This is a genomic window from Rothia sp. HMSC073B08 (genome assembly GCF_001812975.1).
GTDB lineage: Bacteria > Actinomycetota > Actinomycetes > Actinomycetales > Micrococcaceae > Rothia > Rothia mucilaginosa.
The window spans coordinates 23,730-42,596 of record NZ_KV811084.1 but is presented as its reverse complement, the minus strand read 5'-3'; the positions used below and the strand labels follow the sequence as shown (position 1 = coordinate 42,596).

Annotated in this window: 14 protein-coding genes and 1 riboswitch; all 14 genes read right to left on the bottom strand. The window is 62.5% G+C overall.

Features of this window, described 5'->3' with window-relative positions; genetic code table 11:
* Positions 1 to 30: 30 nt before the first annotated feature.
* Complete coding sequence (locus HMPREF2884_RS07245; protein WP_141752107.1) at positions 31 to 1,254, bottom strand: hypothetical protein; 1,224 nt, start codon at positions 1,252 to 1,254, stop codon at positions 31 to 33.
* A gap of 521 nt (positions 1,255 to 1,775) precedes the next feature.
* Positions 1,776 to 2,591: an indole-3-glycerol phosphate synthase TrpC gene (trpC, locus tag HMPREF2884_RS07240; protein ID WP_005506242.1), complete on the bottom strand. Its 816-nt coding sequence runs from the start codon at positions 2,589 to 2,591 to the stop codon at positions 1,776 to 1,778.
* A 14-nt stretch (positions 2,592 to 2,605) separates the two neighbouring features.
* A complete protein-coding gene (locus HMPREF2884_RS07235) occupies positions 2,606 to 4,216 on the bottom strand; it encodes an anthranilate synthase component I (protein WP_070616439.1) in 1,611 nt (536 codons plus the stop codon).
* 314 nt (positions 4,217 to 4,530) lie between these two features.
* Complete coding sequence (gene ribH / locus HMPREF2884_RS07230) at positions 4,531 to 5,007, bottom strand: 6,7-dimethyl-8-ribityllumazine synthase (protein ID WP_005506244.1); 477 nt, start codon at positions 5,005 to 5,007, stop codon at positions 4,531 to 4,533.
* Between the two features lie 67 nt (positions 5,008 to 5,074).
* Entirely contained in the window at positions 5,075 to 5,911 is an 837-nt protein-coding gene (locus HMPREF2884_RS07225; RefSeq protein ID WP_141753517.1) for a GTP cyclohydrolase II, read from the bottom strand.
* Between the two features lie 8 nt (positions 5,912 to 5,919).
* A complete protein-coding gene (ribB, locus tag HMPREF2884_RS07220) occupies positions 5,920 to 7,212 on the bottom strand; it encodes a 3,4-dihydroxy-2-butanone-4-phosphate synthase (protein WP_070616436.1) in 1,293 nt (430 codons plus the stop codon).
* A 248-nt stretch (positions 7,213 to 7,460) separates the two neighbouring features.
* Positions 7,461 to 8,771 (bottom strand): bifunctional diaminohydroxyphosphoribosylaminopyrimidine deaminase/5-amino-6-(5-phosphoribosylamino)uracil reductase RibD, encoded by a 1,311-nt coding sequence (gene ribD, locus HMPREF2884_RS07215; protein WP_070616434.1) that lies wholly within the window; start codon positions 8,769 to 8,771, stop codon positions 7,461 to 7,463.
* Positions 8,772 to 9,503 carry a nicotinamide riboside transporter PnuC gene (pnuC, locus tag HMPREF2884_RS07210; RefSeq protein WP_049337701.1) on the bottom strand — a complete coding sequence of 244 codons (732 nt, stop codon included), beginning with the start codon at positions 9,501 to 9,503 and terminating at the stop codon, positions 8,772 to 8,774.
* A 360-nt stretch (positions 9,504 to 9,863) separates the two neighbouring features.
* Positions 9,864 to 10,061, bottom strand: a riboswitch (FMN riboswitch).
* Between the two features lie 1,337 nt (positions 10,062 to 11,398).
* Entirely contained in the window at positions 11,399 to 12,670 is a 1,272-nt protein-coding gene (gene fabF, locus HMPREF2884_RS07205; protein ID WP_070616432.1) for a beta-ketoacyl-ACP synthase II, read from the bottom strand.
* Positions 12,671 to 12,939: 269 nt separating this feature from the next.
* Positions 12,940 to 13,182 carry an acyl carrier protein gene (locus tag HMPREF2884_RS07200; RefSeq protein ID WP_005507475.1) on the bottom strand — a complete coding sequence of 81 codons (243 nt, stop codon included), beginning with the start codon at positions 13,180 to 13,182 and terminating at the stop codon, positions 12,940 to 12,942.
* A gap of 204 nt (positions 13,183 to 13,386) precedes the next feature.
* On the bottom strand, positions 13,387 to 14,412 hold the full coding sequence (locus tag HMPREF2884_RS07195; protein WP_070616430.1) for a beta-ketoacyl-ACP synthase III: 1,026 nt from the start codon (positions 14,410 to 14,412) through the stop codon (positions 13,387 to 13,389).
* 116 nt (positions 14,413 to 14,528) lie between these two features.
* Positions 14,529 to 15,428 carry an ACP S-malonyltransferase gene (locus tag HMPREF2884_RS07190; protein ID WP_070616428.1) on the bottom strand — a complete coding sequence of 300 codons (900 nt, stop codon included), beginning with the start codon at positions 15,426 to 15,428 and terminating at the stop codon, positions 14,529 to 14,531.
* Positions 15,429 to 15,679: 251 nt separating this feature from the next.
* Positions 15,680 to 16,789, bottom strand: coding sequence for a tyrosine recombinase XerC (locus tag HMPREF2884_RS07185; RefSeq protein WP_070616426.1), 1,110 nt, complete (start codon positions 16,787 to 16,789; stop codon positions 15,680 to 15,682).
* A gap of 291 nt (positions 16,790 to 17,080) precedes the next feature.
* Positions 17,081 to 18,745, bottom strand: coding sequence for a DNA-processing protein DprA (dprA, locus tag HMPREF2884_RS07180; protein WP_246827944.1), 1,665 nt, complete (start codon positions 18,743 to 18,745; stop codon positions 17,081 to 17,083).
* Positions 18,746 to 18,867 lie beyond the last annotated feature (122 nt).

Sequence of the window (18,867 nt, the reverse complement as noted above, 5' to 3'; positions counted from 1 at the left end):
ACCGGGCACCGGCTTTTTACCATTTGATATTTAGGGGACGAGCACAATATTGCCCATCATCGCGGGGTCTCCCCAGAGTAGTAGGACCCAAGGAATAGAAATCAGAATCCCAAATGCCACTAGCGAGGGGCGGTACCATCGGCTCTTCGGCAAATATGCCGCTACCAGCAGTGCCAGCGGGAACAGTGGCAACAGAATACGATTCGTAGAAGAAATCGGGAGCCAGAAGACGAAGAGGTATCCCATGTAGCAAGCGGTCCACAGCCAAAGGGCGGGGTGGATGAGAGTGCGGCTGAATTTGCGGGAAATCCAGTAGTAGAAGCCCATCATTGCTACCACAAATAAGATTGCCACAACAATCTTAGGAATCATTCCGCCGAAGTAGTGATAATGCTGGTTGATCCACTGGATAATGTATTGGTGTCCTTCACTGGGTTTACGCTTAGACCAGCCCAGTTCTGTTGCGAAGTAGGCGTCTATACGACCCGTGTATAGGGCGGCATGCAGGGGGTGTACGAACGCGAAGGAACAGACGAGCAGAGCGCTGAGGAGCTGTCCAAAGCGTCCGCGGAAGGCAGCCCACGCATCCGATAGCGCAGAGTGCGATGCATCCTCGATACGACGGCGACGATAGTCGTTCACCGTACACCACAGCCACCACAAACCAACAAAGGCTCCGAGGGGCACGCCCACAGGGCGGGAAAGAGCCGCTAGAAGCGCCACAGGCAGAAGCAATACATACCGTCCCCGGAGCACACACCACACGCTCAAAGCAATGAGCAGGATGGACAGTGCCTCAGCATAACCGGTAATGAACACGGGGCTGGCCATGCTGAATGCGTACACGGCAACAGCCCATAGCGCCAAGCGGTTGCGGGATTCATCCCCTACGAACGCACGAGTGTCGAAGACGCCGCGGTCACGCCAGTTCAGGCAGCCGATGAATAGGCGATACAGTACGTAAGCCAAAGCGAAGCCCGCTGCGAGGGTCAGTGCAAGTGTTGCGACGCGATACTCAATACCGAACGTATTGGCGATTCCACCGGCAATAAGGGATTGCAACGGCATGAAAGCCCAAGCATTGTAATCCACAGACCCGTCAGCGCGGAGCGGCAGGTTCTGAGGATACCATTCGGTATAAATGCGTTCGTAGAACAGAGCGTCCCACCTGTTCAGGAACCCAAGGAGGTCATTGTGCTGACCGAAGTCAATGAGCGGGTGGGTCCTGTGCTGTTCAAGAGCGATAGAGAACATACCCAGGTGGAGGATACATGCTACAGCCCAGATGATAAGGGCTGGAATCCAGGTTCGGCGAGCGGGCAGTAGCTCAGGTCGGTTGGCGTCGGCTCCAGAGGAGGGAGAGTCTCCGCTTCCACTCTTTGTGGAGGTTCGGAGTGCTTCTAGAGTCGGTACAGGACCGGAGAGGAAGCCATAAAAAAAGTCACGTAAGTTGAAGGACGGCACGACCCGTCCATGATGTTCAGCCATGGTGTTCCGTATGTATGAATGAGTGAAATAGTTGGTGTGTTTCGGCGCTACTCCCAGACTTTTTAGAGTATGTCATGGGTCACGGACCGGGGGGTATGCACTGCACTTTAGTGAAATGTCCCCCATAGAATATCAGCCACTAACCCACCAGGCACGTATAACAAACTCTCCATCTGTAATCTACCCATAGATTTACGTCACAGGGCACCTGGTGGCTTGTTAAAAGACCACAGAAAAGCCGGTGCCTGCGAGGGAGCAGACACCGGCTTCACAACCAGAGAAAACCTTTATCGGGTCACAGGCACCTTGGAGAATTCACGCACGGTACCTTCGGGGTCGCCGGAGCGTACCAGTGCTTCACCGATGAGGACCGCATCGGCACCGGCACCGGCGTAGGCGCGTACGTCCTCGATGCTGGCGACACCGGATTCGGCGACCTTGATGACAGAGCCGGGCAGGTGCGCTGCGAGGGATGCGTAGTGCTCGTTGTTGACTTCGAGGGTCTTGAGGTTGCGCACGTTGATGCCGACGATTTTGGCGCCGATGCGCTGGGCGACCTCGATTTCTTCGGGGGTGTGGGTTTCGACGAGGGCGTTCATGCCGAGCGATTCGGTGAGTTCGAGGAACTCGCGCAGGGTCTGCTCATCGAGGGCAGCAACAATCAGCAGAACCAGGTCGGCGCCGTGTGCTCGTGCCTCCCAGATCTGGTATTCGTCAACGGTGAAGTCCTTGCGGAGTACGGGGATGTTCACGGCGGCGCGCACAGCGTCCAGGTCGGCGAGGGAGCCGTTGAAGCGGCGCTGTTCGGTGAGTACCGAGATTGCAGCGGCGCCACCTGCTTCGTAGCGTGCGGCGAGCGCGGCGGGGTCGGGGATTTCGCCGAGCGCACCCTTGGAGGGTGAGGAGCGCTTCACCTCGGAGATAATGCGTGCGGTCGAGCCGTTGCCGCCGCCGGGTACTTCACCGCGTAGGGAGGCGAGCGCGTCGCGGGCGGGGGCGGCTGCGAGGGCGCGCTTCTTCATTTCTTCGAGGGGAACCTGCTGTACTCGGGCGGCGAGGTCTTCGCGGACGCCGACAATGATCTCGTCGAGAACGGTGCTCATGGTGTCTCCTTGGGTTACTTGGTGGCGTTGACGGCTGCGTCTGCGTCCAGGGGTGCCAGGCCGGAGGCGGTCAGCACGGCGCGCAGCGGGGCGGCGGACTTGTTGACGGTTTCGAGAGTTTCGGAGTCCGGGTTGGAGTCCATGACGAGGCCCGCACCTGCCTGTACGTAGGCGGTGCCTTCCTTGAGTACGGCGGTGCGGATGGCGATTGCCATGTCCATGTTGCCGGCGAAGTCGAAGTAGCCGCATACGCCGCCGTAGACGCCGCGGCGGGTGGGTTCGTATTCGTCGATGAGCTGCATGGCGCGCGGCTTGGGCGCGCCGGAGAGGGTGCCTGCCGGGAAGGCGACGCGTAGCACGTCGTAGGCGCTGAACTGCGGGTCGAGTTCGGCGCTGACGGCGGAGGAAATGTGCATGATGTGGCTGAAACGCTCAATGATCATGAACTGGTCGACAGACACGGTGCCGGGCTTGGCGATGCGTGAGAGGTCGTTGCGTGCCAGGTCGACGAGCATGAGGTGTTCGGAGCGTTCCTTTTCGTCGGCGAGCAGTTCCTCGGCGAGTGCGAGGTCTTCTTCGCGGGTTGCGCCGCGCGGGCGGGAACCGGCGATGGGGTGGGTGCTGGCGATGCCGTCCTTGAGGGTGACGAGCGCCTCCGGGGAGGAGCCGACGATGTGGAAGGGGGTGCCGTTGCTGTCTTCAAAGTTGAAGAGGTACATGTACGGCGAGGGGTTGGACTGGCGCAGTACACGGTACACGTCGAGTGCCTTGGCGTTGGTTTCGGCTTCGAATCGGCGTGAGAGCACAATCTGGAAGACGTCGCCGTCGATGATGTTCTTCTTGGAACGGTCGATGGCGTCCTTGAAGCCCTGTTCGCTCCAGGTGAGGGTGACGTCTTCGCGGACCTTACGGTCAATGTCCGCCACGCCGGAGAGAGTGGAGGTGGTTGCGGTGGCGCCGCGCTGCAGGCGGCGGAGCATGCTGTGCAAACGCGCGACGGCGTCCTCGTAGGCGCCGTCAACGTTTTCGCTAGTGCCGTTGAAGTTGATGGCGTTGGCGACGAGCAGGACGGTGCCGTCCTTGTTGTCGTGGATTGCCATGTCGGAGACCATGTTGAGCGCGAATTCGGGCAGGTTCACGTCGTCGGCGGGCGGGAAGGGCAGGTGCTCCCAGTGGCGTACGACGTCCCAGCCGAGGTATCCGACCAGGCCGGAGGTGAGCGGCGGCAGGGTCGGGTCGGGTTCGGTGTAGAGCATCTGCAGGGTCTTTGCGATGGCCTCTACGGGATCGCCGTCGACGGGTGCGCCGGCGGGGGTGCGTCCCTGCCAGTGGACTGCGCCGTCAACGGTGGTGAGGGTCGAGCGGGAGGATGCGCCGATGAAGGAGTAGCGGTCCCAGGCTGCGGATTCGCCTTCTGCGGAGATTTTGGCGGATTCGAGCAGGAAGGTGCCGTGGGCTGCTTCGACGGGTTCGCCCTGGTCGTTTTGGAGTACGAGGGATCGGTAGATGCCGATGGGGGTGAGTGAGTCGGCGAGGATTTTGATGTGTACGGGAATGACGCGGGTGCCGGCTGCGCGGGCGCGGAATTCTTCGAGGCTGGGGGTGATGGTGCCCAAATCCTGCATTGCTGTACTCCTTGGTGTTGGGTTGGACCTGCCGTTGCGTGACATGACAGTCGTGACATGACAGTGTGGGCATGCCAGCTTAGGGCATGTCGGCGCGGGTGTTGAGCCTAGTCAGCAAGGTATGCCGAGCCGGAGGTTAGCGCGTCAGTGCGCTGTCACCTCATGGCGTTCTGGCGCTGGGGCTCGGCACACTGTGACTCGATGTAGCTCTAGTGCCGCGCGTTGTTTCAGTTTAACCGGTGCTGCGGCCCAGTTCCACGGCGAAAATCCGATAGTTCTCTTCGTGAAACTGAGCCGCGTACCGTTCAGCCGTGTTAGTTGCTGAACTGCTTGAGGGTTGCTGCGGTCTGCAGTGCCGCCGCGGTCGCCTCGTAGCCCTTGTCTTCGTTGGACCCTTCCAGGCCTGCACGGTCGAGTGCCTGCTGCTCGTTGTCGCAGGTGAGCACGCCGAAGCCGATGGGGCGACCGGTCAGCACGGACACGTCGGTCAGGCCGTTGGTTGCGCCCTGGCAGACGTAGTCGAAGTGGGGGGTGCCGCCGCGGATGACCACACCGAGCGCGACGATTGCGTCGAACTTCTCTGCGAGGCGGGTTGCTGCGACGGGCAACTCGAAGGTGCCGGGTACGCGCACGAGGGTCGGCTCGATACCTGCGTCGCGTGCTGCACGCTGTGCGCCATCGATGAGGCCATCCATGACCTGGGTGTGCCAGCTTGCCGCTACGATTGCGAGCTTGAAGCCCTTGTAATCTTCGGGGTTGAGGGTGGTGTCTGCTGCGCCTACGCCGCTCATAGTGTTCTCCTTGTGGGTTTTGGGTTTTGAAAAGTTTAGTGTGCCGGGATTGTTTGCCGGGGTTCCGCTACGCGCTTTTGAGCACGTGGCGCATACGCTCACGCTTGGTCTGCAGGTAGTGGGCGTTCTCAACGCGGGCGGGAATTTCGTCCGGGATGAGCTCGGTAACCTGCAGGCCGAGGCTTTCGAGCGCCTCCTGCTTGGCGGGGTTATTGGTCACGAGCCTCAGCTCATGCACGCCGAGCTCCTGCAGGATCAGTGCCGCCTGCGAGTAGTCACGCATGTCGCCGTCCAGGCCGAGCGCCAGGTTCGCATCGAGGGTGTCGAGACCGGCATCCTGCAGCGCATAGGCGCGGAGCTTATTCACCAGGCCGATGCCGCGTCCTTCGTGGTTGCGCACGTAGATGAGGTACCCGCCGGTGCGGCTGAGGATGCGCAGGCCGTTCTCCAGCTGGGGGCCGCAATCGCATCGGAAGGAACCGAAGATATCGCCGGTGGCGCATTCGGAGTGGATGCGTACCGCGGGCGCTCCCCCGTCCTCGGCGGGTACGGGGGTGCCGTCACGGTCGAGGGCGCGGGCGCTGATGTGCTCGGCGCCGTCCGCAAATCGCCAGGCACGCAATCCGAACAGGCCCTGCGGGGTGGGTACGGCGACCTCTTCGGTGCTTTCGACCAGCAGCGGGCTGGGGTTGGGCACCATGTCGAGGGGGCTGACTCGGTAGCCTTCAGCGAGCTGGGAGGCGATGCGCAGGGATTCGGCGCTGAGCTCTTCAGCCTGCGCCTCAACCGACTCGACCAAGGTGTCCGCTGAGGGGGTGCCCGGCTCTGCCAAGGTGACAGCCGCGGGGGTGCTCAGCTCTGCGGGAGTGCCCGGCGTTGCCTGGGTGTTAGGGGTTTCGCTCATGCGTTCTCCTACGCCTTAGCTACGTACTTGATGAGGTCTTCGATAGAGATCATGGGCAGGTTGTGCTCGGTGGCGAAGGCGCGCAGTGCGTCGAAACGCATCATGGAGCCGTCGTCGTGCACGACCTCGGCGATAACGCCCACGCCGGACAGGCCCGCCGCGAGGGAGAGTTCCACTGCGGCTTCGGTGTGGCCGGGGCGTTCCGCCACGCCGCCGTCAACGGCGCGCAGCGGGAAGATGTGGCCGGGGCGGGTAATGTCCGCCGGGGTCGAGGCTGCATCCGCGAGGATCTGCACGGTGCGGGCGCGGTCCGCCGCGGAGATACCGGTGCTCACGCCGGATGCCGCATCGCAGGAGACGGTGTATGCGGTGCCCTTGGGGTCTTCGTTGTTGGTGACCATGGGCGGCAGGTTCATCTCGTCGGCACGCTTGTTGCTCAGGGGTGCGCAGACCACGCCGGAGGTGTAGCGGATCATGAAGCCCATCAGCTCGGGGGTTGCGTGCTCGGCGGCGAAGATGATGTCGCCTTCGTTTTCGCGGTCTTCATCGTCAACGACGACCACGGCGCGACCTGCAGCGATAGCGTCCACTGCGGTCTGCACGCTGTCGAGGACGCTTGCAGCGTCGGCGCGACGCGGCGCAACCTGCTCACCGGAGTGTGCAGGAGCAGTCTGCGGCACGCCAGCGAACGCGGTCAGACGCTGCACGTACTTAGCGAGCGCATCGGTCTCAAGGTTCACGCTGTCGCCAACCTTGAGGGCGCCGAGGTTGGTTGCCTTCAGGGTTTCGGGGATCAGGCCGACCTCGAACCATGCGGGGCTTTCGCCGGGCTCAGATACCGCGGTGACGGTCAGGGACACGCCAGAAACAGCGATGGAGCCCTTCTCAGCGAGCAGGGGTGCCAGTTCGGTGGGCAGGTTGAAGCGCAGGGTGCTCCACGCCTCGTGCGCGGTGACGGATGCGAGGGTACCGACCGCATCCACGTGGCCCTGCACGACGTGACCGTCGAGGCGGCCACCGGCGGGCAGGCAGCGCTCCAGGTTGACGGTGTCGCCGGGGTTCAGGTTGCCGAGGTTGGTGCGGCGCAGAGTCTCACCCATCGCGTAGGCGCGGAACTGGCCGGGCTGCAACTGGTCGAGGTCGATAGCGGTGAGGCATACACCGTTGACGGCGAGGGATCCGCCGTGTTCGAGGTCGGCGACAATGTCACCGGCGTTGAGGGTCAGGTAGGCTGCGTCGCTACCTTCGATGGGGGTGATGGATTCTACGGTGCCGAGGGCGCCAATGATTCCGGTAAACATGTGTGCTTTCCTTTTCTCGCCGTGTCCGCCGGGGCGTCGTCGTTGAGGGCGACGGGCGGCGATGGTTTGTTCGTCGGTATAACTATACGTATTTTTCGAATATTCCCCGTGACGGGGAGCTTTTGTGCCAGTATGCGAACCAGCCGGCATGAATTAGCCGGGCGCCGGCGGGGGCCTTGAGGTGCTACTCCCCCGCCCGCGCTCAGCCCAAGGGAGACTAGCCCAAGCGGATGCTAGTCCAGCCTCGGCTAATCTAATCTCGGTTCGGGCGCGTGGCAGGCGTCCAGCTTCGGCAGGGTACGCCGCTCACCCGGTTCCTGCGCCGTTCCGCGAGGTGCCGGCACCAGGTGCGTTGCAGTGTCGTTGCCGAGCACGCGCACCGCCGGGAACATGCCCAAATCATCCAGTTGCAGGCGCGGTGCCTGCGCGAGGGTGTCCACAAGCAGACGGTACACGGCGCTCTTGCCCTGCCCCATGATCATGGGGGCGCGGTACCAGACCATCTCATCGATGAGGTCTTCACCGGCGAAGAGGCCGACCATGCCGGGGCCGCCCTCAATCATGAGGTGCCGCACCCCGCGAGCGTACAGCTCATCGAGCAGTTCGCGCGGGTCGTGGGTGAAGACCTGCAGGAAGTTCTGCGGGTCCGACTCCACACCTTCCGGCGGGTTGAGGCCGCGCACGCGGTAGTTCTCGGTAATCTCGGTTTTGCCCATGACCACGCGCAGCGGCTGCTTCTCGAAGCGTTCCCCGTTGGCGTCGCGCGCGTCCAGGGTCGGGTCGTCCATGAGGGTGGTGCGGGTACCGATCATGACGGCGTCGGCGCGGTGACGAATCAAGTGCCCGTCAATGCGCGCGGCGGGGCCGGTAATCCACTTGCTCGTGCCGTCAGCTGCCGCAATGAACCCGTCCAGGGTGGAGGCGCTCTTTGCGGTAATGAAGGGGCGGCGTTCGGCGGCGGCAATGAACCAGCGCTCGTTCAGCAGGTAGGATGCGTTCGCGAACTCCTCCATGGCGTGCACGGTGACGCCCTGCGAGCGCAGGTAGGCGGCGCCTCCGGCTGCGTTTTCGGTGTCGTCGCTGTAGGCGTAGTAGAGTTCGCTAATGCCCGCCTCGGCGACGGCGTGGGAGCAGGGGCCGGTGCGTCCGGTGTGGTTGCAGGGCTCGAGGCTCACGTACATGCGGGCGCCGGTGAGGTCGGTTCCCGCGGCTCGGGCGGCGGCGAGGGCGTCTGCTTCGGCGTGCGGGGTGCCTGCGCCTCGGTGGTAGCCCACGTGCAGCAGGTGCCCGTGCGCGTCAGTGATGACGGCGCCGACGAGGGGATTCGCGCCGCGAATACCCTGGCGTGCCGCCTGCAGTGCCAGGGTCATGGCTTCTGCGTGGCTGAGCTCCTGCTCGGGGCTGGGCAGCTGGAGGGTGCGTGCGGCGAGCAGCCCGGCGAGGTGGCCGTACTCCGCGGCAGAATAGTCCACATCGTTGCGCGGCGAAGATACGCTCGGGGTGACGGTTACGGGCAGGTGCGCGCTCGCCAGCACCTGCTGCGAGGGGTTCTGCGGCATTTATGCACGGCCCTTCTGCACGTCGGTTACTTCAACGGTCACGTCGGGGAACTGGGTCTGTACCTGGGTCTTCTGCGCCTCCAGGTTGCGGGTGCGCCACCAGACGAAGAAACCAACCAGGGTGAAGCACCCGTAGAACACGTACATGAAGGAGGTCGCGTAGTAGCCTGCACTCCACAGCAGCGGCACGCCGACCAGGTCGACGGCAACCCAGATGAGCCAGAATTCAACCCAGCCGCGCGCCATGCCGTAGGTGGCGAGCAGCGAGCCGGTGAAGATCCAGGCGTCGGACCAGACGGGTTCGTAGGAGCCGAGGGCGCGGAAGATGGGGGTGAGTAGCAGGGTGCCTGCGACCATGGCGACAACCAGGCCTGCGCGTTCGGTGTTGGTAGCCCACTTGGGGATCACCGCGGCACCTTCGGAGGCGTCACCACCGGCGGCGCGGGTTGCACGCCAACGATGCCAGCCCCAGATGGACACGGCAATAAACATGATCTGGCGGCCTGCCTGGCCGAGCATGGTGACGGGGTGCGGGCTGCCGACGAGGGCGCCCAGGAAGACGGTGAGGAGCAGCAGGTTGCCGAGAATGCCGACGGGCCACGCCCATACTTTGCGTCGCATTCCGCCGAGCGCCGATGCCAGGCCGAATGCGTTTCCGAGAACTTCGCGCACGAGGAGGGACTGATCCCCCACGTGAATTTGTGCGTCGAAGAGCCACCGCAAGATGTCCATTGTTTCTTTCCTCTCTGAGTTGGACCGTGTGTCGGATGCGCTGGGTGCGCATCTGCGGCGGCTCCGGGGAGAGGAACAGAAAAGGGCGGCTACCGCGGGCATCTTATGGGGTGCCCGATTTATGGGATGGCCGGTATCCGTGGTGAGGCGGGAGCGGCGATTCAGCCAACCGTGGCTGAAAACCGTGGCTGAAATCAGAGACTGCGATCGAGGGGAATAACGTACCGGCACCTACGAAAGGTGCCTCTCCCCTGCTACACAGAAAGCTGATGCTCTCTGAAACAACTGCGTTGGGTGCGCGATGCAAGCTGTCCCAAGGTTTCTCGGGCGGCTCGACAGAGTGCGCTCCTGCCTTTTTCTGCTCGTGCTACCTTCCATCCAGACTGTACTGTCGGCACCGGATTTTCACCGGTTCGGCCTCTCTTGCGGGCGGGCTTCTCTAGCGGAGTCTTGCATCCTGTGCGGATGCGAAGATTCGTACGATTTTTGCCTGCCTGCGAGAGTGGTTCGCGGGCTGTGACCGCCGGTTCGGAATTTCACCGACCCCGGAGCACGATGTTGATACTGATTATGCCACAGCGCACGCAGGGGGTTTAATTTGTTTTCTCTGGGATAACTTCCGTGACAAGATGACGTTTTATGACTGTACTCTCAGCGCGCCTTCAAGACCCTCTCAACAAGCCCTCGCGGTAGTCACTTGCGGGACCGTTTTGGAACCCGATTCTTCAAGTTTTCGGGGATGATTTATCACGGTTTCATAACGGTGGAGAGCACCAAACAGACCAAAGAGTTATGAGGACCTTCTGAGGGGTTACCCAGAACACATTGAACACCCGTCAATACCTTTATGACAAGGAATTATAACAATAAGGTTAAATTATTGGTTTAAGGTTTACTCCAGGGGTGATTTAAGGTTATTCTTATCTACAGGAGCTCCCATCACCGATAAACCGGTTCCGTTGAGAGCGACATGATTCGGACCATCCGAGCACTCACATCAAACCCTTAAGCTTCTGCCATTTGAAGCTGGAAGACTACTCCGTGGACTGCATTCTTTGGATAGTTTTCGACGCAGCATCTGCGCGCACTAAACTGCGCGGTTTATGCGGCACACGATGTTGATGTGCTTCACCATCGGGAGGCAACCACACCGAATTGTTTTTCTCAACGGAACCGGCGTGGGAGCTCTTCCGAATAAACTTCCGGAAGATCGCATGGCGTGCGCCTTTGTATACCTGTACGAGGGGGCGTTGTGCGTGTCAAACGGTCATAAGCTCCCGTTCTTCTGTCGTCGCCTACCGTGGTGCGCGATGGAGGTTACGGGAACCTTGCGGGATGGTTGATCCCGCGCGCTCTGCATTGTCTTGTGGAGTGTGGTGTGTTTGGGTGGCGTATTCGCAGTGCCGGAGCGAATACGCCACCCGTTTTTAACATCTAAAACAGGGGCACCCCAGACTGAGGCAAGCTAGCCTGAGAAGGAAACCCCGCACCAAGCCACCCATATTCCCTACCCCAAGGGATTGGCGCGTTACCTCTGAATCCCAACCACAGACCAACCCCTATATAAACCCCACCGAGGGGTAGGCGACCTAGAGGGCGTACCGGACACGCGAAGCGGGGGCTCCGTCCTCGAAGCGCCCCCCAGGCGCTGAAGAGGGGGCACTCCCCCGCTTCGTGTGTTCTGGTCGTCTTCTCAAAACAACTAACCCACGGAAACAGGGTCGCCCGCGATAGCTAACTATCACAGGCGACCCTGTACGTATCAAAATCGGTGAGGGCGCGGTCGGGAATGCGTGGCGGGGGCTCCGTCCTCAAGGCGCCCCAGCGCCGCAGAGGGGGCACTCCCCCGCAAGCATTGTCCGACGTGCCCTTCCTATGAGGCTGTCGAAGAGTTTTTAGCCCTCTACGGAGCGGAATGCTACAACTGCGTTGTGGCCGCCGAAACCGAAGGAGTTCGACAGTGCCACAATCTCACCGGCGGGCAGCTCGCGTGCCTCGGTCACCACGTCCAGGTCAATCTGGGGGTCCTTGTTGTCCAGGTTGATGGTGCAGGGTGCGGTGCGGTGGTGCAGAGCCAGTACGGTGAGTACGGCTTCGAGTGCGCCCGCGCCGCCGAGCAGGTGGCCGGTCATGGACTTGGTTGCGGAGACGGCAATGTTCTTGGTGTGCTCACCGAAGGTTTCGTGCATTGCGGTTGCTTCGGGCAGGTCACCGGCGGGGGTGCTGGTGGCGTGCGCGTTGATGTGCACGACGGTCTTCGGGTCGATGTTGCCGTCTTCGAGGGCTTCGCGCAGTGCGCGGGTTGCGCCGAGTGCTGCGGGGTCCGGTGCGGTGATGTGGTAGGAGTCGGCGGATACGCCGGTGCCTGCCAGTTCCGCGTAGACGCGTGCGCCGCGTGCCTTGGCGTGCTCTTCGGATTCGAGGATGAGGGCTGCTGCGCCTTCACCCATGACGAAGCCGTCGCGGTCGACGTCGTAGGGGCGGGATGCCTTTTCGGGTTCGTCGCTGCGGGAGGAGAGTGCCTGCATCTTGGCGAATGCTGCCATGGGAAGCGGGTGGATTGCTGCTTCGGCACCGCCGACGATAACGACGTCTGCCTTGCCGCTGCGGATCATTTCAGCACCGAGCTGCATGGCTTCGGTGGAGGATGCGCATGCGGAGACGACGGTCTGTGCTGCGGCGCGTGCCTTGAGGTTCATGGAGACGGCTGCTGCGTTGCCGTTGGGCATGAGCATGGGAACGGTCATAGGGAGGACGCGGCGGGGGCCCTTTTCGCGGAGGGTGTCCCATGCGTCGAGAAGGGTCCACACGCCGCCGATACCGGTGCCGAAGGCTACGCCGGTGCGTTCGGGGTCGACTTCTTCTGCGGATTCGGCGTCGGGGCCGGAGAATCCTGCGTCTTCCCATGCTTCGCGTGCGGCGATGAGGGCGAGCTGGCCCGAGGGATCCAGGCGCTTTGCTTCTACCTTGGTGAGGCGGCCGGATTCGAGGGCGGGCACAGCGAGCTGGCCTGCAATGTATACGGGCAGGTCGTATTCCTTGACCCAGGGGTGGTCGAGGGTGGATACACCAGATACGCCCTTGGTTGCGTTTTCCCAGGTGGTGGGGACGTCGCCGCCAATGGGGGTGGTCGCGCCGAGGCCGGTCACCAGCACTTTTCGAGACATTGTGGCACTTTCTCTTCGGTGGTCGATTTGGTGGTTTATCCGGTGGTGTGTGGATAAAAACCTGTAGGGCCCGGGGGTAAGCGGTGCACGTTTTCAGGCGGTAGAGGCGCTGTCGTTGCGCGCTGCGTATTCCGCACTGCGTGTTCCGTGCGGGGTCCGCACTGTGGATTCCGCTGTGTGTTCCCGGGGTGTGTTGGATTGAAAGCTGAGTGAATAGCGATGCGGCGCGGGCCGGTGAGAGCCCGCGCCGCCTCGTTATTGGTTATAGCTTAGGCAGCGTTCGCGATGAACTCGACTGCGTCGCCAACGGTCTTGAGGTTCTTGACCTCTTCGTCCGGGATGGTCACCTCGAACTTCTCCTCAGCGTTCACGACGATGGTCATCATCGAGATGGAGTCGATGTCCAGGTCCTCGGTGAAGGACTTGTCCAGCTGAACGTCCTCAACCTCAACGCCGGTCTCTTCGTTAACGATTTCTGCCAGACCTGCGAGGATCTCTTCCTTGTTAGCCATTCAGGGGCTCCTTTGTTTTTTCGATGGTCATCGCACCCGCCGGGTGGGGGTACGCGTGCATTACCGAGTTTATCGTGTCTGCGTGGTGTACGCATGCGTCAACTCGGAGTTTGTGGGGATGCTTTCCCGCTTTCTTTTCTTTCTCGCGCACCGGCGCTGTGCCGGTCGTGAGGGGCGGGGAGCATCGGGCTCTGGTGGTTTTCCTTAGGGAAGGACGACTACCTGAGCTGCGAATGCCAGGCCGGCACCGAAACCAATCTGCAGGGCGAGCTTGCCGGAGAGTTCCGGGTTCTCCTTGAGCAGGCGGTGCGCGGCGAGGGGGACCGATGCGGCGGAGGTGTTACCGGCATCGACGATGTCGCGTGCCACTGCCACCGTGTCGGGAAGTTTGAGGGTCTTGACCATCTGGTCAATGATGCGGGCGTTTGCCTGGTGCGGAATGAGCGCGCCGAGCTCGTCGGGGGTAATGCCGGCGGTTTCGAGTGCCTGCTTGGCGACCTTCGCCATTTCCCATACTGCCCAGCGGAAGACGGAGGGGCCGTCCTGACGCAGGGTGGGCCAAATCTTTTCGCCTTCTTCGACGGGGTTTGCGACGAAGTCGCGGTTGCGGATGTCCAGCAGGGAGTGGGTCATGCCGACGGTGCCCCAGCGGGAACCGTCCGAACCCCATACGGTCGGGGCAATGCCGGGTTCGTCGGAGACGCCTACGACTGCTGCGCCTGCGCCGTCGCCGAGCAGGAAGGAGATGGTGCGTTCGGTGTTGTCGATGAAGTCGGAGAGCTTCTCAACGCCGATGACCAGCACGTGCTTTGCGGTACCCGCGCGGACGAGGGCGTCTGCCTGGGCGATACCGTAGCAGAAACCTGCACACGCTGCGGAGATGTCGTATGCGGGGCACTTGGAGCCGATTGCGTCGGCGACCAGGGTTGCCAGGGAGGGGGTTGCGTAGGGGTGCGAAATGGTCGAAATGATGACCGCCTCAATGTCCTCACCGGCTACACCGGATGCTTCGAGAGCATCCTTGGCGGCACCGATGGCAAGGTCTGCTACCGACTGGTTTTCGCTGGCGCGGTGGCGGGTTGCGATACCGGTGCGCTGCTTGATCCACTCGTCGGAGGAGTCGATTGCCTCAACGATGTCGTCGTTGGGGACGATGACCTCGCCGCGGGCTGCGCCGTAACCGAGGATGCGGGAGTAGCGGTTGATTTCGTACTGCTTGAGGGTAGTCACGTATTCAATCCTTAGTGCTGATGCTCGCAAGACACTGTGTGCCTCGCAGGTCTAAAGTGCATGTCTAGTGTGAAGGGTTCCCAGTGCGGGGAGGGCGGGGTGCTCTCCCCCGGTGTTTAGCCCTTCAGCGAGGCGAGGTCCTCGGGAGTGTTGATGGAGGTGCCGGGCACGCCGCGCATCGCGCGCTTTGCCAGGCCGACCAGAGTGCCTGCGGGGGCGACCTCGATAATGCCGGCGACCTCACGCTCGAGCAGGGTTGCCATGCACAGGTCCCAGCGGACGGGGCTGGTGACCTGGGAGACGAGGGTCTCGACGAACTCTTCACCGGATGCCACGGCGGAACCGTCGCGGTTGGTCAGCAGTGCGGAGGTCGGGTCGGAGACCTGCAGGGACGCGGCGAACTCTTCCAGTGCGGGCACGGCGGGTGCCATTGCCTCGGTGTGGAATGCGCCAGCGACCTTCAGGGGGATGACGCGAGCGCGTGCGGGCGGGTTCGCGGCGAATGCTTCGATGGCGGGGATGGGGCCTGCGGCTACAATCTGGCCGCCGCCGTTGGAGTTTGCTGCGACGAGACCTGCTGCGTCGATGGCTTCGCGGACGTTTTCTTCAACGCCGCCGAGTACTGCAGCCATGCCGGTCGGGGAGGCGGCTGCCGCCTCCGCCATGCCGTTGGCGCGCACGCGCACGAAACGCATTGCGTCTTCGTCGCTGAGTACGCCCGCGAGGGCTGCTGCGGTGATTTCGCCGACGGAGTGGCCCGCGAAGATGAGCTCTTCACCGTCGAGTTCGCGCAGTGCGAGGTGACCGGTGACGATGCCTGCAGCCACGATGAGGGGCTGGGCGATTGCGGTGTCCTTGATGGTTTCTTCTTCGGCTTCGGTGCCGTAGTGAATCAGGTCGATGCCTGCCGCTTCGGAGAGTCGTTCCAGGTGCTCACGCACACCTTCAATCTCGAGCCAGGGGCTCAGGAAGCCCTTCTTCTGGGAGCCCTGTCCGGGGCAAACGAGTGCGCGCATGCGGTGCGACCTTTCTGGTTTTTAGTACTCGTACGCGGTGCCGTTATAGAGACGGAGACCACGGTTAGTCTGTTACCTATGCTACCTTGTTCAGCCGCTTTATCTAAACATCGCGGTGCAAGATTTTTGGGGTACACCGGGAGCTTAGGCAGACATTGAACAGTGTATAGCTTAGATTGAACTCGTCCATTCGTACAACCCGAACGGGCAAGGTTCAAATAGAGAGACAGCTAATTTTCGGGTTGCCGTCCCTATGCTCGCGGATGCGCCCGCGCGTACGTCTCCGCCAGACGCTTCATCGACACGTGCGTGTAAATCTGCGTGGTCGCCAACGACGAATGACCCAGCAGCTCCTGCACCGAACGAATATCGGCGCCACCATCGACCAGGTGAGTTGCCGCCGAATGACGCAAAACGTGCGCGCCCGACGCCTGAGTGTTCTCCACCGTGCGCAGCAGGCGGGTCAGGTCCTCACGAATCTGGCGGGTATTCGCACGCCCGCCCCGAGGGCCAATAAACAGCGCCGTCACGCCCTGCGCACCCTCCGGAATCCACTGCGGACGACCATAGGACACCCAACGATTCAACGCCTTAAGCGCCGGGGTACCCAGCGGCACCACGCGCTCCTTATTGCCCTTACCCAGCACGCGCACCGTCTTATTCGCCCGGTCCACGCTCTGCAAATCCAGGCCGGTCAGCTCAGAAATACGCATGCCCGAGGCGTACAGAACCTCAACCACGGCTTCCAGGCGCAGCAGGCGCGCATCCCGAGGATCCTGCGCCCGACGCTCCTGCAGGGTAGTCAGCAGCTGGTTCATCTGCTCACGGCTCAGCACCGGCGGCAGGTGATTCTCCCGCTTGGGGGTGCGCATACCGCGGGTGGGGTTGGCGTGCACCAGCTCCTCTTCCTGAGCCCAGGTGAAGAACGTTCGCAGGGTCGAACCGCGGCGCGCCACCGTAGAACGAGCCGCCTGCCGCAGATGTAGTGAACCCAACCACTCACGAATCAGGGACGCATCAATGCTGTCCAGATGCCGCACGCCGCGGCGAGCCATGTAGCCAAAGAAGCCCTCCAAATCGGAGATATACGAGCGGATCGTCTCTTCGGAACGGTGCTTCTCATAGCGCAGAAAACGCTCAAAACGGTCCAGGACGGGGCGGAACACCTCGCCGGAAACACCCAGTGCAGAATCGGGTAGAACAGAGCCGGGTAGGGCGGAGCCTGAACCCTCAGCTTGGGTTTCGGGATGATTGTCCGCAAGGCTACGGGTGTAGGTCACCGGCAGGGTCGTGGAGGGAGCCTCGTCCCGGTATTCTTCCCGGCTTTCAGCTCGGTTTTCGTGCTGGCGGGCGGGGGTCATGCGTCCCTCCTTTCGGGTTTCTGGCTCCTGGCTCTGGCGGCGTTGATGCTTCTCGACGTTGTATTTCTGCCCCCGGCGTATCTGCTGATAGCGCGGCGGGGGTAGGCTCCGCGCCAGTACGCGCAAGCCTACCCCAATTGTAGAGAGGTTCCACGCTCTCCACGTGCTGCCTTGTTATGACCGGCCGCCGCAACCCGCTACTGCCGGGATGTTCACTACGGGCGTTCAGCAGGGGCGTTCACTACAGGCGTTCAGCCGGGGTTTTCAGCGAGGTGCTCAGCGGGGGCTCTTCTACGCCGCGACAGCCGGGCGGACCTTCCTCCAGCTCGTTCCACTGCTCTCCGCCAGACCGCAGCGACCCAGGTGGAACAGGTCAGCCATCACGTCGCGAGCGCTCAACCCGAGAGCTGCGGCAATCTCATCCACGCCGCGGTAGGAGCGCGGGCTCAAATCGTCCCACACCCTACCCTGTCGTTCGGTCAGCTCATCCAGCGCGCTGGAGGAAGCAACCTGATCCCATTCGCTCTCGTGCTCGGTGCCCAGCTCGAAACCCGCGGCGGCATCGTACTCGAGGATGTCGGCAGCCTCGGTGAGTGTTTGCGCTAGTCCATCGCGTAGCAGACGGTTCGTGCCCACCGAGTTCGGCGAATTAATCTGCCCTGGAACCGCCCAGAGGGTACGCCCAATCTCCATCGCGTGACGAGCCGTATTCAGGGCACCGGAACGCCAGCGCGCCTCCACCACAATGGTGTGCCGCGCCAACGCCGCAATCAGGCGGTTACGCTCCAGAAAACGCCAACGCGTCGGGGTGTTGCCCACGCTCACCTCGCTCATGATGAGCCCGCGGTCAACAATCATGTTCAGCGCATCCGAGTTCTGCGCCGGGTACAGCCGGTCCAGCCCACCCGCCATGAAGGCGATGGTCGGCAGGTCACTACCCTGCTGGGTCAGCGCCGCCCGATGCGCCGCAATATCAATACCCATCGCACCGCCAGAAATCACAGTGTACCCGCGGCGCGCCAGCTCGGCGGCAAGGTGGGTCGTCGCCTCTGTACCGTAGATGCTCGGGTCACGCGAACCAACCAGCGCCACGCTCGGGGCAGACGCCACATCCAGCAGGTGCCGCGAATCGCCTCGGCACCACAGCCCGTACGGTCGAGCAGGCCCCAAATCGTTCAGCTGCGGCGGCCACAGCGGATCGGCGGGAGTGACCAGCCACGCCCCGCAGGTTGCCGCCATGTGCGCCTCCGCGTTCAGGGTGCGTTCCATGCGGCGGTTCCAGCGCAGGCGGCGGGTTGCGAGCCCCTTGCTGAACTTATCGCGGCTCATCTGATGCTCACCCGGCGTGTAGTAGCCATTCGCACTGGAAAACAGGGCGGACTCCCCCGCCGCGGGCGCACCCACCGAGTGCAGAAAATCGCTGAGCTGCGTATCCGGTTCGCCGTGCTCCCAGGTGTGCTCATCCGGGATGTGCCCGGTCAGCAGGTAGTGCAGGGTCAGCGGCGCTCCCAGGGTGGTGAGGGATTCGACCACGAGCTCATCTGCGGGTTCGGCGTAGCGCATCAGCTGGGCGGTGCAGCAGCGGATGTACTCGCGGCACGCCGCCTCAAGCTGCTCCGCGCTGAGGGCGGGATTGAACAGGGGTGCGGGGTCAGAACTGCTGGAGGATGTGCCCGCCGCGGGGTCGGGGTGCTCACCCTGTAGCTCCTCCCCCGGCTGTTCCTCCCTCGGCTGTTCTTCCCGGCTCATCTCTTCTAAGTACACCGGGTTCAGGTAGGAAGCGAGGAACCCCGGCAACCGCGCCGCATTATAGGGGCTCGGCGAGGGTTCCTGCCCCAGCGACAGAATATGCGCCACCCTCTCACGCACCAGGGCGTGCGCATCCAGGGTGCGGCCTGGCAGGCGAATCTGCAGTTCCTCCTGAACAAAATCCTCCGCCGCGCGCTCTTCCGGCACATGCTCTTCCGGCGCTGTTTCTCTCAGCCCATTTTCTTTCAATTCGGCCTCTTCAGCTCGTTTTCTGAGCTTCTTCTCACCCATGATGTTCTTCTCCTCTCGTGAGTGATTCCTTCTATAAA

Coding starts and splice junctions, on each gene's coding strand:
- HMPREF2884_RS07245 (WP_141752107.1), bottom strand. CDS start 1,254: ATGTTCTCTATCGCTCTTGAACAGCACAGGACCCACCCGCTCATTGAC.
- trpC (WP_005506242.1), bottom strand. CDS start 2,591: ATGAGCACCGTTCTCGACGAGATCATTGTCGGCGTCCGCGAAGACCTC.
- HMPREF2884_RS07235 (WP_070616439.1), bottom strand. CDS start 4,216: ATGCAGGATTTGGGCACCATCACCCCCAGCCTCGAAGAATTCCGCGCC.
- ribH (WP_005506244.1), bottom strand. CDS start 5,007: ATGAGCGGCGTAGGCGCAGCAGACACCACCCTCAACCCCGAAGATTAC.
- HMPREF2884_RS07225 (WP_141753517.1), bottom strand. CDS start 5,911: ATGAGCGAAACCCCTAACACCCAGGCAACGCCGGGCACTCCCGCAGAG.
- ribB (WP_070616436.1), bottom strand. CDS start 7,212: ATGTTTACCGGAATCATTGGCGCCCTCGGCACCGTAGAATCCATCACC.
- ribD (WP_070616434.1), bottom strand. CDS start 8,771: ATGCCGCAGAACCCCTCGCAGCAGGTGCTGGCGAGCGCGCACCTGCCC.
- pnuC (WP_049337701.1), bottom strand. CDS start 9,503: ATGGACATCTTGCGGTGGCTCTTCGACGCACAAATTCACGTGGGGGAT.
- fabF (WP_070616432.1), bottom strand. CDS start 12,670: ATGTCTCGAAAAGTGCTGGTGACCGGCCTCGGCGCGACCACCCCCATT.
- HMPREF2884_RS07200 (WP_005507475.1), bottom strand. CDS start 13,182: ATGGCTAACAAGGAAGAGATCCTCGCAGGTCTGGCAGAAATCGTTAAC.
- HMPREF2884_RS07190 (WP_070616428.1), bottom strand. CDS start 15,428: ATGCGCGCACTCGTTTGCCCCGGACAGGGCTCCCAGAAGAAGGGCTTC.
- HMPREF2884_RS07185 (WP_070616426.1), bottom strand. CDS start 16,789: ATGACCCCCGCCCGCCAGCACGAAAACCGAGCTGAAAGCCGGGAAGAA.